Genomic DNA, 20,196 nt, shown 5'->3' with positions numbered 1-20,196 from the left:
GAGCAGGGCTCGGCTCTACAGTTCCAGCGGGCTAATGCGCGAAGTAGTGCATGCCGCCGTCCACCGGAATCACGGCACCGGTGATGTAGCCGGCCAGCGGCGAGGCCAGGAACGCCACCAGCGGCGCCACTTCCTCCGGTTCGCCGAAGCGCCCGATCGGGATGTTGCGGGCGATGAATTCGCGCCGGCTTTCCTCGGTGGGATGCAGGCGGTCCCGGATCTGCGCGCTATTGATCCGTCCCGGCGCGATTGCATTGACCGTGATGCCCTGTGTGGCCAGCGCCGACGACAGCCCCTTGCTCCACAGATGCAGCGCTGCCTTCGCTGCCGTGGCGGCGTTCACGGCACGCGGCTCCATCGAACCACTGAAGTTGATCACTCGTCCCCATCCCTGCGCCTGCATCGCCGGCAGCAATGCCTGGGTCAGCCGTCGCGCCGCAGAGAAATTCAGTGCGATCGCCTCCTCCCATACATCGTCGCCCGCATCCACCGTGGCCGGCCGCCCTCCTCCAGCCGCGTTGACCAGGATGTCCACCCGCTGCAGCGCTGCCAGCGAGGCATCGGCGATGCGGCGCACATCATCGGCATCGGTGACATCACCGAGCACGATGACCGGCGCGGGCGCGCCACCGCTTTCGATTTCCGCCGCCAGGGCCTGCAGCGGCTCCGCGCGCCGTGCACTGATCACAACACGCACACCCTGCGCCGCCAGCAACCTGGCAACACCGGCACCGATGCCGCTGCCCGCACCGGTGACCAGCGCGGTGCGTCCCTCGAGGTTCAAATCCATGGTGTTCTCCTGTGAGCATGGCCGGCACATCCGGCCCGTGCAGCGCATGCTCTTTGATCACCACTGATTGATAAACTCCGCGCAGGTTTCAGCATTCAACACCCGGGGTGTCAGATGAACCTGCTGGAGAGCATGCGGGTCTACGTGCTGATCGTGGACAAGGGCAGCCTCAGCGCTGCGGCGGCGGCGATGGATATTTCCGCGACGATGGCCGGCAAGCACCTGCGCTCGCTCGAGGCCCGGCTCGGCATGCAGCTGCTCAGCCGCACCACCCGGCGCCAGCACCTGACCCCCTTCGGCGAGGACTACTACGCGCGATGCAAGGAGATCCTGCGCCTGGTGGACGAGACCGATGCGCAGGCCCAGCACCAGCAGCTGGCACCCGCAGGAACGCTGCGCATCAGCGCTCCGGTAATCTTCGGCACCCATGCACTGGTGCCGGCGCTGGCCGAGTACATGGCCCGCTACCCGGACGTCCGTGTCGAGGCGACGCTGACCGACCGCGTGGTCGACCTGGCCGAGGAAGGCTTCGAAGCAGCGCTGCGCATCGGCACCCTGGCCGGCAGCAGCGAACTGATAGCACGGCCGCTCGCCCCGTATCGCTTGATGATGTGCGCCTCGCCGGCCTACCTCGCGCGCCACGGCACCCCGGACACGTTGCCAGCGCTCGCCTCGCATCAATGCCTGTCCTTCGAACCCAGCGCGCTCGCGCAGTGGCTGCAGGCCGGCGCTGGCGAGCTCGACCACACGCCCGATGGCCGGCTGCAGATCAACAACGGCGAAGCACTGCGTTCGGCCGCACTGCATGGGCTGGGCATCGTGCTGCAATCGACCCTGCTGCTGGCCGCGGATGTCGACGCCGGGCGCCTGGTGCAGCTGTTCCCCGAGCACGGTCAGGCCGGTCGGCCGATGCACGTGGTCTACGCCCACGACCGCTACCGCTCAACCCGCCTGCGCAGCTTCCTCGACTTCCTGGTCGAGCGTTTCCCGCCCTTGCCGACCACGTTCGCAACCGACATCCGAGCATAAAAAAACCCCCTCCCTGCTGGGCAACAGGGAAGGGGTTTCAGGATGCGGCTATCGGGAAGTACTTAGATCAGCGGCGCCGGGGTTGCCGGCAGAGCGACCGGAGCAGCCTTCTTCTTGCGGGCGGCCGGCTTGCGCTTGGCAACCTTCTTCGCTGCCTTCTTCGGGGCAGCCTTCTTGGTGGCCTTCTTCGCGGTCTTCTTCACTGCCTTCTTGGCGGTCTTCTTTACCGCCTTCTTTGCAGTCTTCTTTACTGCCTTCTTGGCGACCTTCTTGGCGACCTTCTTGGCCGGCTTGCGGGCAGTAGCCTTCTTGGCAGTCTTCTTGGCAGTCTTCTTGGTGGCCTTCTTGGCTACCTTCTTGACGGCCTTCTTCGCGGTCTTCTTGACGGCCTTCTTGGCAGTGGACTTCTTGGCTACCTTCTTTGCCGCCTTCTTCACTGCCTTCTTCGCAGTGGTCTTCTTGGCGACCTTCTTCGCAGCCTTCTTCACTGCCTTCTTGGCGGTCGCCTTCTTCGCGACCTTCTTCACTGCCTTCTTGGCAGCGGCCTTCTTAGCGACCTTCTTCACCGCTTTCTTGGCGGCGGGCTTTTTCTTCGCAGCTTTCTTGGTTGCCATGGGATGGCTCCTCGTCAGTGATAGGGAGTTGAAACGCCCAGGTGGATCAAACCCGCGGATGCTGCGTGCGGGGACCGCCGGCGCGTCAGGCGCGCCGTTACGGATGCGGCAATGCCCGCCTCGATCGGCGGAGCGGGCATCGGAACGGGAGGTACCTTGCATTTCTCCGGGGGAAGCGGGGCCATGTCCACCGTCATCAGGGTCGCGGTGGTCTTGAAGGGGCTGCTTCGCATCGGACGATTGATTCTGCGCACTCGGTTGGGCAGGCAAGGTCTGCTGAGGCGAAACCTAATCACGGTTTTTTTTACTGTCAACAACCCCCGCGAAAAATTTTCACATCCGCGCCGTCCGCGGCGGCGTCTGCACGGTCGCCACGTCGCGCCTGCAGCGACCGCCGAAGCGCCGCGCACGCACGTTGCCTGCAACAACGCAGACGCAATCGTTGAACAAAAAGCACTTGAAATAAGCACTCTACGCAGAAGCGTGCATGTCCGTCGCCACAGCATGCATGCATTGCAAACAACCATCACCGCTGCCGCCAACGCCAGCACAACGGCGCCGCAACGGGGCATCAAAAGTTTTCACATCCGGACACGCCAACGCGGGGTGGAAACGCGGATTTGCGCAAAACTGCGCATGCCCTTCCGTGCCGTTCGTCTGCCCGCTGATGCCATGCCGAGGGTCGGCAGCGAACCCGTTGTCATGAGTCGGGCACCATCGCCAAAACAAAAACGGCCACCCGAAGGTGGCCGTGTCCGAACCCGGAAGTGACGACTCAGTGGTCTTCGTCTTCCAGGGCTTCGGCGTACGCGTCCGGATCCAGCAGCTCGTTGAGCTCATCGGCGTTGGACAGTTCGACCACGTACATCCAGCCGTCGCCGTAGGCATCTTCGTTGATGGTTTCCGGCTTGTCCGACAGCGCCGAGTTGACCTCGACGATGGTGCCGCTGACCGGGCTGTAGACGTCGGAGGCGGCCTTCACCGACTCGACGACCGCGATCTGCTCGTTGGCCTTGGCGGTCGCGCCGACTTCGGGCAGCTCGACGTAGACCAGGTCACCCAGCAGGCCCTGGGCGTGGTCGGAAATACCGACGGTCACGCGGCCATTGCCTTCGACACGGGCCCACTCATGGGACTTGAGGAACTTGAGGTCGCCGGGGATCTCGCTCATGGGACTGCTCCAGAGATATGCAGGGGTGGAAAAAACGGGGCTAGTGTAACCAACCGGCCGCCACTGCTGTCAGTGACGACCGGCATGTTTGGATCAGGCGTCGCCAAGCACGCCGGGCTGGGCCTGGCCTTCGCGCACGAACGGGAACTTGACCACGCGCACCGGCACCTGCCGGCCGCGGATGTCGACGGTGACCTCGCCCAGTTCACCGGCCGGCACGCGCGCGAAGGCGATGCCCTTGGCCAGGGTCGGCGAGAAGGTGCCGGACAGGATCTCGCCCTGGCCACCGGCGGTGGTCACCGCCTGACCATGACGCAGCACACCCTTCTCGTCCATCACCAGGCCGATCATCTGGCGTGCGGTGCCAGCGGCCTTCTGCGCTTCCAGCACGTCGCGGCCGATGAAGTCGCGACCTTCGTCCAGAGACACGGTCCAGGCCAGCGCCGCTTCGTACGGGCTGATCGCTTCATCCATGTCCTGGCCATACAGGTTCATGCCGGCTTCCAGGCGCAGGGTGTCGCGCGCACCGAGTCCGGCCGGCTTCACGCCAGCCGCCAGCAGGCGGTTCCAGAACGCGACCACGGCATCCTGCGGCAGCAGGATCTCGAAACCATCTTCACCGGTGTAGCCGGTGCGGGCGACGAACAGCTCGACGCCATCGTCGGACTGCGCCTGCAGCGCAGCAAAGCGGCCAAGCTTGGTCAGCGCTGCACGGTCGGCTTCGCGGGCCAGGCCGATGACGATGTCGCGCGCCTGCGGGCCCTGCACGGCAAGGATGGCCAGGTCCGGACGCTGCTCGACGCTGACGCCGAACGGCGCGGCCTGCTCGCGCAGCCAGGCCAGGTCCTTCTCACGGGTGGATGCGTTGACGACCATGCGGAAGAAGTCATCGCCCAGGTAGTAGACGATCAGATCATCGATGACGCCGCCGCGCGGATTCAGCATGCACGAGTACAGGGCCTTGCCGGTCACCTTCAACTTGTCCACGGAATTGGCCAGCAGGCGGCGCAGGAACGGCTTGACCTGGTCACCGCGCAGGTCGACCACGGTCATGTGGCTGACGTCGAACACACCGGACTCGCGACGCACCAGGTGGTGTTCGTCCAGCTGCGAGCCGTAGTGGATGGGCATGTCCCAACCCCCGAAATCGACCATCTTGGCGCCAAGGGCGCGGTGGGTATCGTTGAGCAGCGTCTTCTGGGTCATGACCGGGTCCGGCAGCAGAGGAAACAAGAATCCCCATTATCCCAGATCGGTCGCCCGCAGGTGTGCCGCAGCGCAGCGCCGGAGCTGTAGAGCCGAGCCCATGCTCGGCTGCTCTTCGTGTGGAAGCCGAGCGTGAGCTCGGCGCTACAGGGGGCGGCCTGCGTCCTCGACCACCAGCACCGTGCCCTGCACGCTGAGCACCTTCACCCATGCGCCTGCAGGCAGCTCCGGACCGCTCACCTGCCAGGACGCATCGTCAATGCTGACCCGTCCCTGGCCACCGACGATGCCCTGCTGCAGTACCACCTCCCGACCGACCAGCTGCTCGGCGCGGCGGTTGAGCAGCGGCGCATCGCTGGGCCGGGCGCGGGGCCGCCCCCAGCGCCGGTAGCATTGGATCGAGACAACGCTCAACAGCACGAAGGCAACCACCTGCCACAGCAGCGGGATATCGCCGAACACCGCCACCAGCACGAACACCGCCGCCGCGCCGATGCCGATCCACAGCATGAACGCCCCCGGTGCCAGCGCTTCGGCCGCGAACAGCAGCAGTGCCAACGCGCCCCAGCCTACGACTTCCCAGCGCATGTCAGCCTCCGATCGGTGGTGGCCGCTTGCTGGCGGCCTTGCTGTCCTGGTCGGCCAGCGCCTGCTTGGCCAGCTCAGCCACGCCGGCAATCGAACCAATCACCCCGCTGGCCTCCATCGGCATCAGCACCAGCTTCTGGTTCGGCGAACTGGCCAGTTCCTTGAAGGCTTCCACGTACTTCTGGGCGACGAAGTAGTTGATCGCCTGCACGTCACCCTCGGCAATCGCCACCGACACCACCCTGGTCGCCATGGCCTCGGCCTCGGCCAGGCGCTCGCGGGCCTCGGCATCGCGGAACGCCGCCTCACGGCGGCCTTCGGCCTCCAGCACCGTGGCTTGCTTCTCGCCTTCGGCGCGCAGGATCTCCGACTGCCTTGAACCCTCTGCCTCAAGGATCTGCGCGCGCTTCTCGCGCTCGGCCTTCATCTGCCGCGCCATCGCATCCAGCAGGTCGCGCGGCGGCTGGATGTCGCGGATCTCGATGCGGTTGACCTTCACGCCCCACGGGTTGGTGGCATGGTCGACCACGCTCAGCAGCTGCGCATTGATCACTTCGCGCTGGCTCAGTGATTCATCCAGGTCCATCGAACCGATCACGGTACGAATATTGGTCTGCACCAGGGCGATCATCGCCACTTCCAGATTAGCCACTTCATAGGCGGCCTTGGCCGCATCGAGTACCTGGAAGAACACCACGCCGTCCACGCGCACGGCGGCGTTGTCCTTGGTGATCACTTCCTGGCTGGGCACATCCAGCACCTGCTCCATCATGTTCACCTTGCGCCCCACCCCGTACACGATCGGAATCAGGAAATGCAGGCCTGGGGTCATGGTGTGCGTGTAGCGCCCGAAGCGCTCGACGGTCCACTCGTAGCCCTGGGGCACCATCCGTACCGCCTTGAACAGGATCACCACGGCCACGAAGGCCAGTACCACGGTAAAGAACATGGTCGGGAACATCTTGCTTTCCTTATCTATGACGTCCAGGCCCCAGCATAGCGCGTGAAGGCGACATTCACAGCCGGGGCTACCAGCGCACGCGCCCGCGCAGGATGTCGGCGAACATCACCCAGTCGCCCATGAACGAGTACAGCGGATGCTGGAAGGTGGCAGGGCGGTTCTTCTCGAAGAAGAAATGGCCGACCCAGGCGAATCCATAACCGCAGAACAGGGCGCCGAGAAGGAGCAGCGGCTGGCCGCGCAGGATCGCGGCTGCGACCAGCAGCAGGACTCCGCAACTACCGATGAAATGCAGCCGGCGCGACACCGGGTGGCGGTGCTCGCTGAGGTAGAACGGATAGAACTCACGGAAGCTGGCGAAGCGGGACATGCGCATGCTCCGGGCTGTACTGCCTGCATCATGCACCTTCCGGGGAGGCAGCGCTGCGCGAGCATCCTTGCCCTTGTAGAGCCGAGCCATGCTCGGCTGCCTCGGCTCGACGGATCCTGGCAGAAGCAGTCGAGCATGCCTCGACTCTACACCGAAGGCGCGCGCGGTCCGAACATGATCACCGCCATGCCGGCCAGGCACAGGGCTGCACCGAGCAGGTCCCAGCGGCTGGGACGGATGCCATCGACCAGCCACAGCCAGAACAGCGCAGTGCCGATATAGACGCCACCGTAAGCGGCATAGACGCGGCCACTGGCGGTTGGATGCAGGGTCAACAGCCACGCGAACAGGGCCAGACTGGCTGCCGCCGGCAGCAGCAACCAGATGCTGCCGCCCTTGCGCAGCCACAACCACGGCAGGTAGCAGCCAACGATTTCGGCCAGCGCGGTCAGCAGGAACAGCGCGAGCGTCTTCACGCCTTCTCCGCCGCCTTGGCGTGCTGCCACAGTGCTTCCTGCGCATCCAGGTCCAGCGCGGACAGCGCTTCCCCCTGCACTTCGGCCTGTGCCTCCATCGCACGGAAGCGACGTTCGAACTTGTGGTTGGCCCCGCGCAGTGCCGCGCCCAGATCGATATCGGCATGGCGTGCCAGGTTGGCGCAGACGAACAGCAGGTCGCCCAGCTCTTCCTGCAGGCGCGCCTTGTTGCCGGCGATATCGCCGCGCTCGAACTCCTCGCGCAGTTCCTGCAGTTCCTCGGCTGCCTTGTCCAGCACCGGCAGCGGGCCCGGCCAATCGAAACCGACCTTGGCCGCACGCGACTGCAGCTTCACCGCCCGCTGCCATTCGGGCAGGCCACGTGAGATGCCGGCCAATGCGGAGGTGTCCTGCTCGCCCTTGGCGACTCGCTCGGCACGCTTGATCGCATCCCAGTTGCGCGTCACCCCGTCGGCGTCATCGACGCTGACATCGGCGAACACGTGCGGGTGGCGGCGCTGCATCTTGTCGCTGATCGCGCGTGCGACCTCAGCGAAGGCGAAGGCACCCTGCTCCTCGGCCATGCGCGCATGGAACACCACCTGCAGCAGAAGGTCGCCCAGCTCATCGCAGAGATCATCGAGGTCGCCCCGATCGATGGCATCGGCCACCTCGTAGGCTTCCTCGATGGTGTACGGGGCGATGGTCGCGAAGTTCTGCTCCAGGTCCCAGGGGCAGCCATCCTGCGGATCGCGCAGGCGCGCCATGATCGACAGCAGGCGTTCCAATTCGTTGCTGGCGGCACTGTCGGTGGTGGGGGTGTCGTGCGCGCTCATGCGGTCTCCAGGGTCAATCGGACAACCAGTCGCGCCAGGGCAGGCTGGTGTCACCAAGGGCAATGAAATCGCCGTTCAACAGGGTCTCGCGGCGGTTGTAGCGGAACGGCTTGCCGGTCGCCGCCGACAGCACCGCGCCACCCGCAGCGTGCAGCACGCACTGGCCGGCGGCGGTGTCCCATTCGGAGGTCGGGCCCAGCCGAGGGTAGACATCCAGGCCGCCTTCGGCGATCCGGCAGAACTTCAGCGATGAGCCCTGAGCGATGGTTTCGATGCGCCCCATCCGCGCCAGCAGCGCTTCGGTTTCCGGCGACCGGTGGGAGCGGCTGGCGGCCACCCGCAGCGGTGCGGTGGCCGGCGTGCGGGTACGCAGCACAGTGTCATGCAGGCCCTGGCGACGGTACGCCAGCTCACCACGCATGGCATGCCAGACGATGCCGGTGACCGGCGCCAGCACCACACCGAAGGCCGGCGCGCCCTGGTAGATCAATGCGATGTTGACGCTGAACTCGCCATTGCGCTTGACGAACTCGCGGGTGCCGTCGAGCGGGTCGACCAGCCAGTAGGCACCCCAGTGGCGGCGCTGCTCCCAGCCCACCTGCGCCGACTCCTCGGACAGGATCGGCAGATCCGGGGTCAGCTGCTGCAGGCCCTGCTCGATGACCTGGTTGGCCGCCAGGTCGGCACTGGTGACCGGGCTGTCGTCGTCCTTGAGCTGCACGTCGAAGCCATCGGCATACACCTGCATGATGGCCTGTCCGGCTTCCTGGGCGATGGCGATGGCGGTCTCGCGCAGGTCCGTGGTCAGTTTGATCATCGCGTTCCCTGCAGCCACTGCCGGGCGATGAACAGCGCCGCCAGCGAGCGACCCTCGGAGAAGTCCTCGCGCAGCATCAGCTGGTCCAGCTCGGCCAGCTTCCACGGCACCACTTCCAGCTCTTCCGGCTCATCGCCGGCCAGCTTTTCCGGGTACAGGTCGCGCGCCACCACCAGCCACGACTGATGGCTCATGTAGGTCGGGGCCAGGGTCATCGCGCGCAGCACGTCTACCCGGCGCGCACCATAACCGGCCTCTTCCTTCAGTTCACGGTCCGCGGCCTGCTCGGGGGTCTCGCCGGCATCGATCCGGCCCTTGACCAGCCCCAGTTCGTAGCGGTGCATGCCGGCAGCGTATTCACGTACCAGCAGCACGGTCTCGTCATCAAGCATCGGCACCACCACCACCGCGCCGTGGCCCCGGCTGACCAGGCGCTCGAAGCGGCGGCGTTCACCGTTGGAGAACTCCAGGTCCAGGTGCTGGCGCTGGAAGGGACCGTTCTCTTCATCGGTGATCCGATGGATGATCGGCAAGCGACGGCCGCCACGGTCATCGTTCATGCGGAATCTCCGCGGCGGCCGGCGTCTGCGCCGGGGCCGATAGAATGTGCAGGCAGCAACATGTTCATGAGCCCGAAATGCTAGCAGACCCAACCCCCTCCCCGCTGGTCGAGCACTGGCGGCAACGCGACCTGAAGGTGCTGTGGCACCCGTGCACGCAGATGCGCGAGCATCCGCACACCCTGCCACTGGTCCCGATCGCACGCGGCCAGGGCGCCTGGTTGTTCGACCACGACGGCAACCGCTACCTGGACGCGGTCAGCAGCTGGTGGACCAACCTGTTCGGCCATGCCGAGCCGCGCATCGGCGGCGCCATCGCCGCCCAGGCCGGGCAGCTGGAACAGGTGATGCTGGCCGGCTTCGGCCACGAGCCGGCGATCACCTTGGCTGAACGCCTGCTGGCGCTGGCACCACGGCAGCCCGGCCGCGAACCGCTGGCCAAGGTGTTCTATGCCGACAACGGTTCAGCTGGCGTGGAAGTGGCGCTGAAGATGGCGTTCCAGTATTTCCAGAACCGCGGAGAGCCGCGCCGCACGCGCTTCATCGCGCTGGAGAACGGCTACCACGGCGAGACCCTGGGCGCGCTGGCGCTGGGCGACATCCCGCTGTACCGCCGTGTCTATGCGCCGCTGCTGGCCGAAGGCCTGTTCGCGCCCTCGCCCGACGCCTACCTGGCCGAGCCTGGCCAGAGTGCGGCAGATCGCGCGCGGCAGGCGGCGGATGGACTGGCCACGCTGTTCGACCAGCACCCGGGTGAGATCTGCGCGGTGATCCTGGAACCGCGCCTGCAGTGCGCAGGAGGCATGCGGATGCACGACCCGGTGTACCTGCAGCGCGTACGCGAACTGTGCGATGCGCACGGTGCGTTCATGATCGCCGACGAAATCGCCGCAGGCTTTGGCCGCACCGGCACGATGTTCGCCTGCGAACAGGCCGGGGTGATGCCGGACCTGATGTGCCTGTCCAAGGGACTGACCGGCGGCTTCCTGCCACTGGCCGCCGTGCTCGCCACGCAGGCACTGTACGACGCGTTCCTCGATGACTCCCGCGAGCGCGCGTTCCTGCATTCGCACAGCTACACCGGCAATCCGCTGGCCTGCGCGGCGGCGTTGGCGACGCTGGACATCTTCCGCGACGACGATGTGGTCGCACGCAACCGCGGCATCGCTTCGGTGATGGGGACCCTCGCCGCGCCGTTCGCCGACCATCCGCACGTGGCCGATGTACGCCAGGCCGGCATGGTGGTGGCCTTCGAGCTGTCGCGTGACGGCAACAGGCGCACACCGTTCGACCCATCACTGCGGCTGGGCCTGCACGCCTACAAGGCCGCGCTCAAACGCGGCGTGGTACTGCGCCCGCTGGGCGATGTGCTGTATTGGATGCCACCGTACTGCGTGGACGATGAACAACTGGAACTGCTGGCACATACCACGCTGGCAGCCATCGACGAGGCAATTGCATGCGCGTGACCCGCTGCCCCATCGATCTGGCGCTGCACAGCGGCCAGACCGTGACCCTGCCGGAAGAGACGGCCAACCACCTGGTACGGGTGATGCGCCTGCGCGAAGGTGATACCTGCGTGCTGTTCAACGGCGATGGCCACGACTACAGCGCGACGCTGACCGTGGCCGGCAAGCGCGAGGTGCAGGTCCGCATCGACGCCGTGCAGGCCATCAACAATGAGTCGCCGCTGGCGATCACCCTGCTGCAGGGCATTGCCCGTGGCGAGAAGATGGACCTGATCCTGCAGAAGGCCACTGAGCTGGGCGTGGCGGCGATCATTCCGGTCAATGCCGAACGTACCGAGGTGAAGCTCGACGCCGCACGCGCCGAGAAGCGCGTGGCGCACTGGAACAACGTGGTGGCCTCGGCCTGCGGCCAGTCCGGGCGCGCGCGCATTCCACAGGTGGGTTCACCGTTGTCGCTTGCGCGGGCGGCAGCGGCACTGCCGGTGGATACGCTTCGGTTGACCCTGGATCCGCAGGGTGCGCACCGGCTGTCGACGATGGACGCCGCACCTGCCGGGGGCATCGTGATTGCAATCGGTCCGGAAGGAGGGTGGTCGCCACGCGACCGGGACCAACTGGCGGCCGCTGGCTTCCAGGGCCTGCAGCTGGGTCCGCGCATCCTGCGCACCGAGACCGCCGGGCTGGCCGCGATCGCGGCGCTGCAGGCGCGGTTGGGCGATCTGGGGTAAGGCTGATTCGTGGTAGTGCCGGCCGCTGGCCGGCATCCACCGGATCATGAGGTTGCCGGCCAGCGGCCGGCACTACCAGGAATTCGAAATGCCCGGCGGATTCCCGATCAAACGGCCAGCGAATCCAGCGCGGCTTCCAGCGCGTCCAGGTTCGGCAGCAGCGCGCTCTGCTCGCCCAGCAGCACGCGCATGTGCACGATGTCCGGCAGGGTTTCCTCCGAGGCATCGGCCAGCAGGCCGTCGCGCGGCACCGAGATCAGCTGCGGGAAGTTCTGCGTCAGCAGCGCGTAGTACGGACGCTGCGCGTTGCCGCTGAGGGCCTTCAGCACCACCACTTTGTTGTGGCCGCCCACGGCTTCTTCGCCCAGTCCCGAAAGACGTGCGAACGACACCAGCGGCACCTGCCAGCCATGCCAGCCGATCTCGCCGACCAGCCAGCGGGGCGCATCGGAGACCGGCTGCACCGGCACGCGCGACATCATTTCAGCCACGGTGGCATTGGGCAGCAATACGCGCGCGTTGCCTGCCTGGATCAGGACGCCGCGGATCTCGTCATTGCTGGCGTAGCTCATGGTGCCTCTCCGTTGTCGTCATCCACGCCCCAGCGTGCGGCAATCGCCTGTGCCAGTTCCTGCGGCTCCCCCGCCACCATGCCGGCGGCAACCACAGCGGTGGCTGCGGCCGGGTCATAGCAGCCCTCGCCCACCTGCCCGGCCACCCAGGCGCCGGCGGCAGCCAGGTCCAGCGCCGGTCCGACGTGGCCCAGGTCGGCCCCGCTGAGCAGCACCAGTGCCGTGTGTTCCGCCGGTAGCGCGGCAATCGAAATGCCCTGTGCGTCGCTGATGAAATGCAGGCCATCTGCAGCCACCTGCACGCCGATGTCATCGGCCAGCACATGCACTTCGCCCGCTGCCGCACGTTGGCCGGCTTCGGCCAGCTGCACCGGCAACGGCGACACCCGTGCCATCTGCTTGACCAGGTTGCCGTAACGGCCACCATCCAGGCGCATGTGCACCAGCACCGGCACGGCCAGCGACGCCGGCAGCGCACCGAGCAGGCGTCGCAGCGCATCCGGGCCGCCAATGCCGGCCAGCACCAGCAGGGATCCGGCCTGCGCGCCAACCGGCGCTGCAGCGTCCAGATCGACCAGGCTCAGGTGATCGGTATCGAACGAGGGAGGTGCCGCCTCGACCGCAGCGATGCCGACTGCAGCCGGTGCATCCACCACGTCATCGACCAGCGACCACGCGGTGTGGTCGAAGGACACCGGCGGTGCGGCTGCGGCAGGCTCTGCCATCGCTGGCGGCAACGGCGGTGCCTCCAGTGGCTCCGGCACGACCGGCTGCAGCGCGGCCAGTGCCTGCTCCAGCGCGATCGGTTCATGCAGGTGAGCCGGGGGCGAATACAGGCCGTCGGCCGGGACGTCGTCGGCCCAGCTCAACGCCTGGTCCAGGTGCGGCTGCAGTGCTTCTTCACGTGGCGCGGGCGGCGGTGCCGGATGGCCCGGCTCCAGCTGCAGGCTGGGTTCATCCTCGGCACCCGGCGGCAACACCTGCTGGTGGCCGTGCAGCTTCGCAGCCAGATGTCGGCCCCAGCGCTGGGCTTCCCAGCCATCGCGGCGCGCGGCCAGTTCGGCCTCGTCGAACACCAGGGTCAGGCCCGGTGCGGACAGCACGGCGTCCAGCCGTTCCAGCGCGTCCTCGATGGCCGCCTCCAGAGCAATCACCACGAACTGCGGCCGCGCCTGCTGCAGGACCTGCGGCTCCAGGCTGTTCGGGTCGTCTTCCAGCACCAGCTGCACATCGGCGTGCGACAACGCCTCACGCAGGCGCTCACGCGCCGCGCCGGGGCGGGCCAGCAGGGCCACGGCCGGAGCCGCTTGGGTTTCACTCACGGACACGGGCGATCCCCAGCAGGTCGTACACGTTACGCATCAGGTCCAGTTCCTGGTACGGCTTGCCCAGGTAACGCTGGACACCGATCTCGAAGGCGCGCTGGCGGTGCTTGTCACCACTGCGCGAAGTGATCATCACGATCGGCACGTCCTTGTAGCGCGGGTCGGCACGCATCGCGGTGGCCAGCTCGTAGCCATCCATGCGCGGCATCTCGATATCCAACAGCATCAGGTCCGGCACGCGCTCTTCCAGGCGCTCCAGCGCTTCCACGCCATCGCGGGCGACGCTGACCTCGAAGTTGTGGCGCTCGAGGATGCGGCCGGTGACCTTGCGCATGGTCAGCGAGTCGTCGACCACCATCACCAGCGGCACCTGGCGCTCCTGCCGTGGCGCATTGGCCAGTACCGGCAGCGTCGGATTGGCGAGGAAGCGGCGCACCAGCGGCGCCACGTCCAGGATCACCACCACGCGGCCATCGCCGGTGATGGTGGCACCGTAGATACCCGGCACCGAGGCGATCTGCAGGCCGACCGGCTTGACCACGATTTCGCGGTTGCCCAGTACCTGGTCGATCGCCACGGCGGCGCGCAGGTCGCCGGCGCGGACCAGCAGCAACGGCACCTGGTGCTGGCCATCGGCACGCGCCGGGGCCTGTCCGACCAGGCTGCCGAGATCGTACAGCGGGTAGTCTTCGCCGCTGTAGCGGTAGCTGCTGTCGGCGGCTTCGAAACGCTCACGCGACAGGCGGCCGATACCACTGACCGAGGCCACCGGTACCGCGAAAGTGGTTTCGCCGATCTGCACGAACACTGCCTGGGTGACCGCCAGTGTCTGCGGCAGGCGAAGGGTGAAGCGCACGCCCTGGCCACGCACCGACTGGATGTCGACCGAGCCGCCCAGCTGGCGCACTTCGTTGCGCACCACGTCCATGCCCACGCCGCGGCCAGCCAACTGGCTGACCTGGTCGGCAGTGGTGAAACCGGAAGCGAAGATCAGGTTGTCCAGCTCCTGCTCGCTCGGCTGCGCATCGGCAGCCAGCAGGCCACGGTCGAGGGCACGGCGGCGGATCGCTTCGCGGTCCAGGCCAGCGCCGTCATCGGCCACGTCCAGCACGATTTCCGAGCCTTCGCGGTGCAGGCGGATGGCGATCTCGCCCTCCTCCGGCTTGCCGGCGGCACGACGTTGTTCCGGCGCTTCCAGGCCATGGGCAACCGAGTTGCGCAGCATGTGTTCCAGCGGCGCGACCATGCGGTCGAGCACGTTGCGATCGAGTTCGCCGTGGGTACCTTCCAGGGTCAGATGGACCTGCTTGCCGGTATCCATGCCGGCCTGGCGGACCACACGGCGCAGGCGCGGCACCAGGCCATCGAACGGCACCATGCGCGCGCGCATCAGACCGTCCTGAAGTTCCGAACTAACGCGCGACTGCTGCTGCAACAGCGAATCGTACTGGCGTGACAGATCGTCGAGCACGCCCTGCAGGCCGCCAAGGTCGGCCGCCGATTCGTTCAGCGCGCGGCTGAGCTGCTGCAGAGTGGAGAAGCGGTCCAGCTCCAGCGGGTCGAACTTCTGGTCGGCCTGGTCCTGCTCGCGCTGGTAGCGGGCGACGATCTGCGCCTCGGTTTCCAGATCGAGGCGGCGCAGCTGATCGCGAAGACGCGCATTGGTGCGCTCCAGTTCGCCCATCGCGCCTCGGAAAGCACCCAGCTGCTGCTCCAGCCGCGAGCGGTAGATCGCCACTTCACCGGCGTGGTTGACCAGGCGGTCGAGCAGGTCGGCGCGCACGCGCACCTGTTCCTGCTGCGGACGCGCCAGCGGATCTTCGTCGACCACGCCTTCGGCCGGCAACGGTGCCGACAACGGCGCATCGAGCAGTGCCGGAGCCGGACTGGCGACCGGTGCCGAAGCGGTTTCTGCGACGCTCGCCACGTTGGTTGCCGCTGCCGCAGCAATATCGGTGGTGGTACGCACTTCGAACGCATCTACCAGGTCCTGCGCCGGTTCCACCACGCGATGATCACCGGTGCGGGTCAGCAGCTGGTGCAGGCGGTCGAAGCCACGCTCCAGCAGCTGCACATCGCGGCGCTCGATCTCGGTGCGGCCTGCGGCGACAGCTTCCAGCAGCGATTCGATGCTGTGACCAAGGTCGCCGATGGCATTGATGCCGGCCATGCGTGCGCCACCCTTGAGGGTGTGCAGGTCGCGCTGCAGGCCGGACAGCGCCTCGCGGTCCTGTGGCGCATCGCGCAGTTCGCTGATCAGGCCATCGCAGTGATCGAGCAGGTCCTTGCCTTCCTCGACGAAGATGTCGACCAGCTCGCGGTCGTACACGCTGAAGTCGAGTGTGTCTGCACTGTCTTCGGCTTCTTCTTCGGCTGCAGCGGCCGGTATTGCGTCGATGGCCGGGGAGCTGGCTTCGGCGGCTTCGGCATGCAACGTCCCTTGACCCGGTGCATCTTCGAGTTCGAAGAAGCGCACCGGCTCATCGGTGGCCTGCGGTGCTTCTGCAGCGGTCTCCTCATTCACCGTCGCCGGGGACGGCTGATCGGCGCTCTCTCCTTCACCGACCGCCGCCTCCCCGCCGACGTCCGCATCCTCGGCAAAGGCTTCCGCCTCGCCCGGCGCGAGTTCGCTGGCCTGGAGGCCGAGCACGGGCCATTGCCCGTCGTCGTCCAAGGTCTGCTCTTCGTCGATCACGTGCAGGCCGGCCTCGAGCGCGGCTGCCAGCGTGACCGGTTCTGCAAAACCCGGCGCAGCCATTTCATCCTGCAGGCTCGACAGCTCGCTGTCGAGTGGCAGTGCAGCAGCATCATCGAAGCCGTTGCCGTCGGCGGCGTCCAGATCGGAGGACTGCAGCGTATTCAGGTCGATTACGTCATCTTCTGCAGCCGCAGGCAGTTCATCCGCGTCGCGGTCATCGACCGGCAGCGCGCTGGCATCGAGGTACGGCGACAGATCATCTGGCACGGTCAGATCAGCGCCGTCGGCCAGGGACGATGCCGGTTCCGCGTCCGCTTCCTCCGCGGCAGGGAGTGGCGCGGTCGCGTCCACCTGGACCGATTCAAGTCCTTCCTGTGCGACCACGGCGGGCTCACCTTCGCCCGGCACCGACGGCCATCCCGCATCGAAGTAGCGCGAAAGATCGTCGCTGGCGGTCAGCTCAGCAACGTCCAGCCCGCTGTCGGCGGTGTCGAGGGCCGCCGCCGTTTCTACATCGTCCGGAACCGGTTCCAGCACCTGCGCGGGTGGCGCTTCGAGAGCTGCCGGCACTTCGGCGTCATCTTCTGCGTCCAGCGCCAGCTGCGGTGCCTCGGCCCGGGGCTCCAATTCGGTGTCCAGCGCGAGGTCATCGTCGTCGTCCTCCAGCCCGGCCATCGGCCAGCGTGCTTCCGGCAGCTCGCCGGCGAGCGCCTGCAAACGCTGCACCAGCGCGTCCTGCGATGCGATGCGCGGCTGTTCGGCCTGCAGCGCGTCCATGGTCGCAGTGATCGCCTGCGCGGTCGCATCCAGTGCGGCCAGGCCTTCTTCACCTGGCACCACGTCCGCGGCCAGTGCACGCTTGATGTAGGACTCAGCGCCGCCGGTGACGGCGGTGATCTCCGGCACCTCGGTCATCGCGAAGGCACCGTTCATGGTGTGCACCGCGCGCAGCAGTGCATCGCTGACCGGCTGCGGTGCCTGCTGCGCCGAGCGCAGCCAGTCCTGCAGGGTCGCCTGGTGGACTTCCACCTCGGCCTCGAGGATCTCGCGCAGCACGCTGTCGATGTTGGCCGGCGTGCCGTCCGCTTCAACCACCGTGCCAGCGTCGGCCTGCGTCGATGCGACCGCTTCAGCCTCAAGGATGCGGCTGATCTCGTCTTCGCCTTCGGCCGCAGGCTGCGGCACTGCCGGTGCAGCGGCGACCGGCAGAGGTACGTAGAAGGTTTCCTCGCCGGCGCCAACGCGGTCGGCGATGGCCTGCATCGCCTGCAGGTCGACACTGATCCGCTGGCCGTTGCGCAGCGCCGCGTTCAGCTGTGGCAGCGCGGCGTGGGCGTTGTCGACCATCGCCAGCACCGCCGGCGAGGCCGCGCGGCTACCGTCCAGCACGCGATTGAGCATGCCCTCGATCTTCCACGCGAATTCCCCCAGCGTGCGCGCACCGACCAGGCGACCACTGCCCTTCAGGGTGTGGAAGATGCGCCGGATCGGCCGCAACCGGTCCATGTTGTCCAGCTGCATACGCCATGCCGGCAGCAACGTACCGAGGTTGGCCAGTTCGTCGTCGAACTCTTCCAGGAACACCTCGCGGATGTCCTCGTCGATGTTCTCCGCGTCGTCATCGAAGCCGGCCTCGAAGCCGGCGTCGGCAGCGACCACGACCGGCGTTTCCGCAGCGGCGGGAGTGGCTGCCGCCTGCGGATTGAAATCGGCGGCGGCTGCGCTCAGTTCAGCGAAGAACTGCGCATCGGCCTCGCTGAAATCGATCGGCGCGATGGTATCGATGTCGATCACCGACACCGCCGGAGCCGGTGTTTCAACCGCAGCGACCACGTCGTCGGCACGCAAGGCCGGCACGTCATCGGCAACGGCATCACCATCGGTGGCATCCAGGCTGTCGGCAGCCGGGATCGGCAGGCCGGCATCGACAATCTCCAGCGACGGCAGCGGGTCGGCATCGTCGTCCAGCGACAATGTCTCCATCGCGTGCAGCGAAAGCACGTCGTCGGCATTGTCCAGCGCATCGGCATCGAAGCGGAACACCACATCATCGGCCGGCAAGGCCCCGGGCTCGTGCTCGGCTGCGACCGGGTCGAACACCGGCGCAGCATCGAAACCGGTGTCGATCGATACCGCGACATCGCCACCGTCATCAGCGGTCCGCGTCGTGGCATCAGCCAGGTCATGCGACGGCGCCCCGGAGAACGCCCACTGCGGCGCAGCGAACTGCCCGGCATCGGCCTGTTCGAAGCCGACCGGATCGAAGCTGGCGAAGGTCGGGCTGCGTTCGTCATCGGCGGCCGCCAGCGGATCGGCATCCGGATGGAACGGCGCCAGGTCCCACTGCGGAACCTCGGGTGCCGGTGCACTGGAGGCCGCGAACACCAGCGGTGCATCCTCCCCGTCATGAAGCGACAAGGGCGTCGCGCCGGCGCTGCCGGCGTTGACCGCAGCCGTGACTGCTGCGGAGCCCAGCTCGCCAAACATCAGGCTGTTGTCGGCAACTTCTTGCGGCGCCATCGGCGTCGGATCGAAGGTGAAGTCCGGCAGCGGCACCGGCACGTTGCCAGCGGCGGGCGCGGCCGGCTGCACCGGGATCTCGATCGGTTCCGGCTGCAGCGAGCCGGGCTCCACCGCGACCGGCTCGCGCTCGACCAGCAGCGATGCGAACACCACCGGCTCGCCTGCGGCAGGCGCCGCTGCATTGCGGTCCGGCAGCGGCCAGTAGCGCAGCGCTTCCAGGCTGCTGCGGGTGATCTCGAGAATGTCCTCGCGGCCGGGGCGACGGTCGCGCAGCGCCTCCAGGTAATACTCGAGGCTGGCCATGGCATCGGCCAGGGTATCCAGCTGGCGACCACTGGGCACGCGCTGGCGACCGATCAGCTCGGCTTCGATGTACTGCTGTACGCCGCGCAGGTAGTCGGCGGCGGTGCCCAGGTCGAGCATGCGCAGCGCACCGGAGACATCACCCAGCAGGCGCGGAACGTCCTGCAGCTCGGCGTGGTTCCAGCTGGTTTCGATGAAGGCGACGAAATGCTCACGGGCCGCCGCGAAGTTGGCGATGGCCTCATGCGCCAGCACCTCCACCGTGCGCCGGTTCTCGACCGCGCTCGGGTCATCTTCGCCACTGCCGCCGGCGCCCAGATGGGCGACCTGGTCGTCCAGCGACGCGTCCACGTACAGCAGTGCGCCAGCGATATCCAACAGCAGGTTCTCGTCGATCTGCTGGCGACCCTCGACCACCCCACGCAGCGCATCGCGCTGCTGCACGACCACGCCACGGGCCACGCCCAGGCCCATCATGCCCAGCGTATCGGCCACCGCGCCGAGCTCGTTGGCCTGGGTCTGCAGCTGTTCCGGCGCACCACCGGTACGCATGTGCAGGTCGAGCGCATCCTTGATACGCAGCAGTTCTTCCTTCACCGCACTGCCCACCGTATCCAGCAGCTCGCGATTGCGCCCGCTCACGCTGCCACGGGCATGGTCCAGCTCGGCCTCTGTGGCGCTGACGCTGTCCGGCGCGAATGCCAGCAGCACGCTGTCATGCACGCCTTCTTCGCCACGCGCGGAACGGATTTCGTTGAGCAGCGGCATCAGCACGATCGGAATATCGCGATGACCGTTCTGCAGGCGCTCCAGGTAATCGGGCAGCAGCACGCTGCCGCGCATCAGGGTTGCACAGGACTCATCACGATCGGCCACACGGCCCATACCGATGGCATTGGCCAGCTGTTCCAGCTCCTCGGCCACCATCGCCGGGGCATACAGCTCGACCATGCGCAGGGTGCCCTGCACCTGGTGCAGGTAGCCCGCGCAGATCCGCATGCGGCTGGCATCGCTGGGATCTTCCGCGTAGTACTCGACCTCGTTGCGCACCTGGCGCAGGGTCTCGTCCAGCTCCGGCTTGACCCAGCCCAGCGCTGCGTGGCTCATCGCATCGCGCAGACTGCTCATGGACGCGCTCCGTTCGCCGCCGCGCGTTGGCC

General features: G+C 67.1%; 18 protein-coding genes. 4 read left to right on the top strand and 14 right to left on the bottom strand.

Annotation, left to right across the window (positions count from 1 at the left end; translation table 11 throughout):
• Window positions 1-31: 31 nt before the first annotated feature.
• On the bottom strand, window positions 32-790 hold the full coding sequence (locus tag AC07M7_RS04195; protein WP_046987798.1) for an SDR family NAD(P)-dependent oxidoreductase: 759 nt from the start codon (window positions 788-790) through the stop codon (window positions 32-34).
• Between the two features lie 114 nt (window positions 791-904).
• Between AC07M7_RS04195 and AC07M7_RS04190 the strand changes: the two genes are divergently transcribed.
• The gene (locus AC07M7_RS04190) at window positions 905-1,819 is read left to right on the top strand and encodes a LysR family transcriptional regulator (protein ID WP_430765961.1); all 915 of its coding nucleotides are present in this window, start codon (window positions 905-907) and stop codon (window positions 1,817-1,819) included.
• A 62-nt stretch (window positions 1,820-1,881) separates the two neighbouring features.
• On the opposite strand, the gene AC07M7_RS04185 is transcribed toward AC07M7_RS04190, so the two are convergent.
• The gene (locus AC07M7_RS04185) at window positions 1,882-2,433 is read right to left on the bottom strand and encodes a hypothetical protein (RefSeq protein WP_495206805.1); all 552 of its coding nucleotides are present in this window, start codon (window positions 2,431-2,433) and stop codon (window positions 1,882-1,884) included.
• A 183-nt stretch (window positions 2,434-2,616) separates the two neighbouring features.
• Between AC07M7_RS04185 and AC07M7_RS04180 the strand changes: the two genes are divergently transcribed.
• The gene (locus tag AC07M7_RS04180; RefSeq protein WP_426355410.1) at window positions 2,617-3,204 is read left to right on the top strand and encodes a hypothetical protein; all 588 of its coding nucleotides are present in this window, start codon (window positions 2,617-2,619) and stop codon (window positions 3,202-3,204) included.
• A 4-nt stretch (window positions 3,205-3,208) separates the two neighbouring features.
• Here AC07M7_RS04180 and gcvH read toward each other — a convergent pair whose 3' ends face one another.
• From gcvH to nudE, 9 genes are all read right to left on the bottom strand, one after another.
• Window positions 3,209-3,604, bottom strand: coding sequence for a glycine cleavage system protein GcvH (gcvH, locus tag AC07M7_RS04175; protein ID WP_046987801.1), 396 nt, complete (start codon window positions 3,602-3,604; stop codon window positions 3,209-3,211).
• 93 nt (window positions 3,605-3,697) lie between these two features.
• Entirely contained in the window at window positions 3,698-4,810 is a 1,113-nt protein-coding gene (gene gcvT / locus AC07M7_RS04170; RefSeq protein WP_428709714.1) for a glycine cleavage system aminomethyltransferase GcvT, read from the bottom strand.
• A gap of 144 nt (window positions 4,811-4,954) precedes the next feature.
• Entirely contained in the window at window positions 4,955-5,398 is a 444-nt protein-coding gene (locus tag AC07M7_RS04165) for an NfeD family protein (protein ID WP_136639832.1), read from the bottom strand.
• 1 nt (window position 5,399) lies between these two features.
• Complete coding sequence (locus AC07M7_RS04160) at window positions 5,400-6,359, bottom strand: SPFH domain-containing protein (RefSeq protein WP_012511869.1); 960 nt, start codon at window positions 6,357-6,359, stop codon at window positions 5,400-5,402.
• 67 nt (window positions 6,360-6,426) lie between these two features.
• Window positions 6,427-6,729 carry an Mpo1-like protein gene (locus tag AC07M7_RS04155; protein ID WP_046983712.1) on the bottom strand — a complete coding sequence of 101 codons (303 nt, stop codon included), beginning with the start codon at window positions 6,727-6,729 and terminating at the stop codon, window positions 6,427-6,429.
• 146 nt (window positions 6,730-6,875) lie between these two features.
• Window positions 6,876-7,205, bottom strand: coding sequence for a YnfA family protein (locus AC07M7_RS04150; protein ID WP_006385121.1), 330 nt, complete (start codon window positions 7,203-7,205; stop codon window positions 6,876-6,878).
• A complete protein-coding gene (mazG, locus tag AC07M7_RS04145) occupies window positions 7,202-8,041 on the bottom strand; it encodes a nucleoside triphosphate pyrophosphohydrolase (RefSeq protein WP_136639833.1) in 840 nt (279 codons plus the stop codon). Before mazG ends, AC07M7_RS04150 begins: the two co-directional genes overlap by 4 nt.
• A 13-nt stretch (window positions 8,042-8,054) precedes the next feature.
• Window positions 8,055-8,858 carry a 3'(2'),5'-bisphosphate nucleotidase CysQ gene (cysQ, locus tag AC07M7_RS04140; RefSeq protein WP_046983703.1) on the bottom strand — a complete coding sequence of 268 codons (804 nt, stop codon included), beginning with the start codon at window positions 8,856-8,858 and terminating at the stop codon, window positions 8,055-8,057.
• Window positions 8,855-9,418 (bottom strand): ADP compounds hydrolase NudE, encoded by a 564-nt coding sequence (nudE, locus tag AC07M7_RS04135; RefSeq protein WP_012511871.1) that lies wholly within the window; start codon window positions 9,416-9,418, stop codon window positions 8,855-8,857. The genes cysQ and nudE overlap by 4 nt, the downstream gene beginning before the upstream one ends.
• 77 nt (window positions 9,419-9,495) lie before the next feature.
• Between nudE and bioA the strand changes: the two genes are divergently transcribed.
• Together bioA and AC07M7_RS04125 are read left to right on the top strand one after the other, a co-directional pair.
• On the top strand, window positions 9,496-10,887 hold the full coding sequence (gene bioA / locus AC07M7_RS04130) for an adenosylmethionine--8-amino-7-oxononanoate transaminase (protein WP_046983704.1): 1,392 nt from the start codon (window positions 9,496-9,498) through the stop codon (window positions 10,885-10,887).
• Window positions 10,878-11,615 (top strand): 16S rRNA (uracil(1498)-N(3))-methyltransferase, encoded by a 738-nt coding sequence (locus AC07M7_RS04125; protein ID WP_046983705.1) that lies wholly within the window; start codon window positions 10,878-10,880, stop codon window positions 11,613-11,615. The genes bioA and AC07M7_RS04125 overlap by 10 nt, the downstream gene beginning before the upstream one ends.
• 107 nt (window positions 11,616-11,722) lie before the next feature.
• Here the strand turns inward: AC07M7_RS04125 and AC07M7_RS04120 are convergent, their stop codons facing one another.
• The 3 genes from AC07M7_RS04120 to AC07M7_RS04110 are packed head-to-tail and all read right to left on the bottom strand — an operon-like array spanning window position 11,723 to window position 20,164.
• Window positions 11,723-12,187: a chemotaxis protein CheW gene (locus AC07M7_RS04120; protein WP_046983706.1), complete on the bottom strand. Its 465-nt coding sequence runs from the start codon at window positions 12,185-12,187 to the stop codon at window positions 11,723-11,725.
• Window positions 12,184-13,515, bottom strand: coding sequence for a chemotaxis protein CheB (locus tag AC07M7_RS04115; RefSeq protein ID WP_136639835.1), 1,332 nt, complete (start codon window positions 13,513-13,515; stop codon window positions 12,184-12,186). Before AC07M7_RS04115 ends, AC07M7_RS04120 begins: the two co-directional genes overlap by 4 nt.
• On the bottom strand, window positions 13,502-20,164 hold the full coding sequence (locus tag AC07M7_RS04110) for an Hpt domain-containing protein (protein ID WP_495206804.1): 6,663 nt from the start codon (window positions 20,162-20,164) through the stop codon (window positions 13,502-13,504). Before AC07M7_RS04110 ends, AC07M7_RS04115 begins: the two co-directional genes overlap by 14 nt.
• Window positions 20,165-20,196: the final 32 nt, after the last annotated feature.

The sequence above is a fragment of the Stenotrophomonas sp. GW821-FHT09E08 genome, from assembly GCF_059416125.1.
This window is presented reverse-complemented; position numbering and strand designations above follow the sequence as displayed.

What these genes read in the sequence shown, in the direction of transcription:
- AC07M7_RS04165 (WP_136639832.1), bottom strand. Translation starts at nt 5,398, where the DNA reads ATGCGCTGGGAAGTCGTAGGCTGGGGCGCGTTGGCACTGCTGCTGTTC.
- AC07M7_RS04160 (WP_012511869.1), bottom strand. Translation starts at nt 6,359, where the DNA reads ATGTTCCCGACCATGTTCTTTACCGTGGTACTGGCCTTCGTGGCCGTG.
- gcvH (WP_046987801.1), bottom strand. Translation starts at nt 3,604, where the DNA reads ATGAGCGAGATCCCCGGCGACCTCAAGTTCCTCAAGTCCCATGAGTGG.
- AC07M7_RS04185 (WP_495206805.1), bottom strand. Translation starts at nt 2,433, where the DNA reads ATGGCAACCAAGAAAGCTGCGAAGAAAAAGCCCGCCGCCAAGAAAGCG.
- AC07M7_RS04125 (WP_046983705.1), top strand. Translation starts at nt 10,878, where the DNA reads ATGCGCGTGACCCGCTGCCCCATCGATCTGGCGCTGCACAGCGGCCAG.
- AC07M7_RS04180 (WP_426355410.1), top strand. Translation starts at nt 2,617, where the DNA reads ATGTCCACCGTCATCAGGGTCGCGGTGGTCTTGAAGGGGCTGCTTCGC.
- cysQ (WP_046983703.1), bottom strand. Translation starts at nt 8,858, where the DNA reads ATGATCAAACTGACCACGGACCTGCGCGAGACCGCCATCGCCATCGCC.
- mazG (WP_136639833.1), bottom strand. Translation starts at nt 8,041, where the DNA reads ATGAGCGCGCACGACACCCCCACCACCGACAGTGCCGCCAGCAACGAA.
- gcvT (WP_428709714.1), bottom strand. Translation starts at nt 4,810, where the DNA reads ATGACCCAGAAGACGCTGCTCAACGATACCCACCGCGCCCTTGGCGCC.
- nudE (WP_012511871.1), bottom strand. Translation starts at nt 9,418, where the DNA reads ATGAACGATGACCGTGGCGGCCGTCGCTTGCCGATCATCCATCGGATC.
- AC07M7_RS04155 (WP_046983712.1), bottom strand. Translation starts at nt 6,729, where the DNA reads ATGTCCCGCTTCGCCAGCTTCCGTGAGTTCTATCCGTTCTACCTCAGC.
- AC07M7_RS04190 (WP_430765961.1), top strand. Translation starts at nt 905, where the DNA reads ATGAACCTGCTGGAGAGCATGCGGGTCTACGTGCTGATCGTGGACAAG.
- AC07M7_RS04110 (WP_495206804.1), bottom strand. Translation starts at nt 20,164, where the DNA reads ATGAGCAGTCTGCGCGATGCGATGAGCCACGCAGCGCTGGGCTGGGTC.
- AC07M7_RS04195 (WP_046987798.1), bottom strand. Translation starts at nt 790, where the DNA reads ATGGATTTGAACCTCGAGGGACGCACCGCGCTGGTCACCGGTGCGGGC.
- AC07M7_RS04120 (WP_046983706.1), bottom strand. Translation starts at nt 12,187, where the DNA reads ATGAGCTACGCCAGCAATGACGAGATCCGCGGCGTCCTGATCCAGGCA.
- bioA (WP_046983704.1), top strand. Translation starts at nt 9,496, where the DNA reads ATGCTAGCAGACCCAACCCCCTCCCCGCTGGTCGAGCACTGGCGGCAA.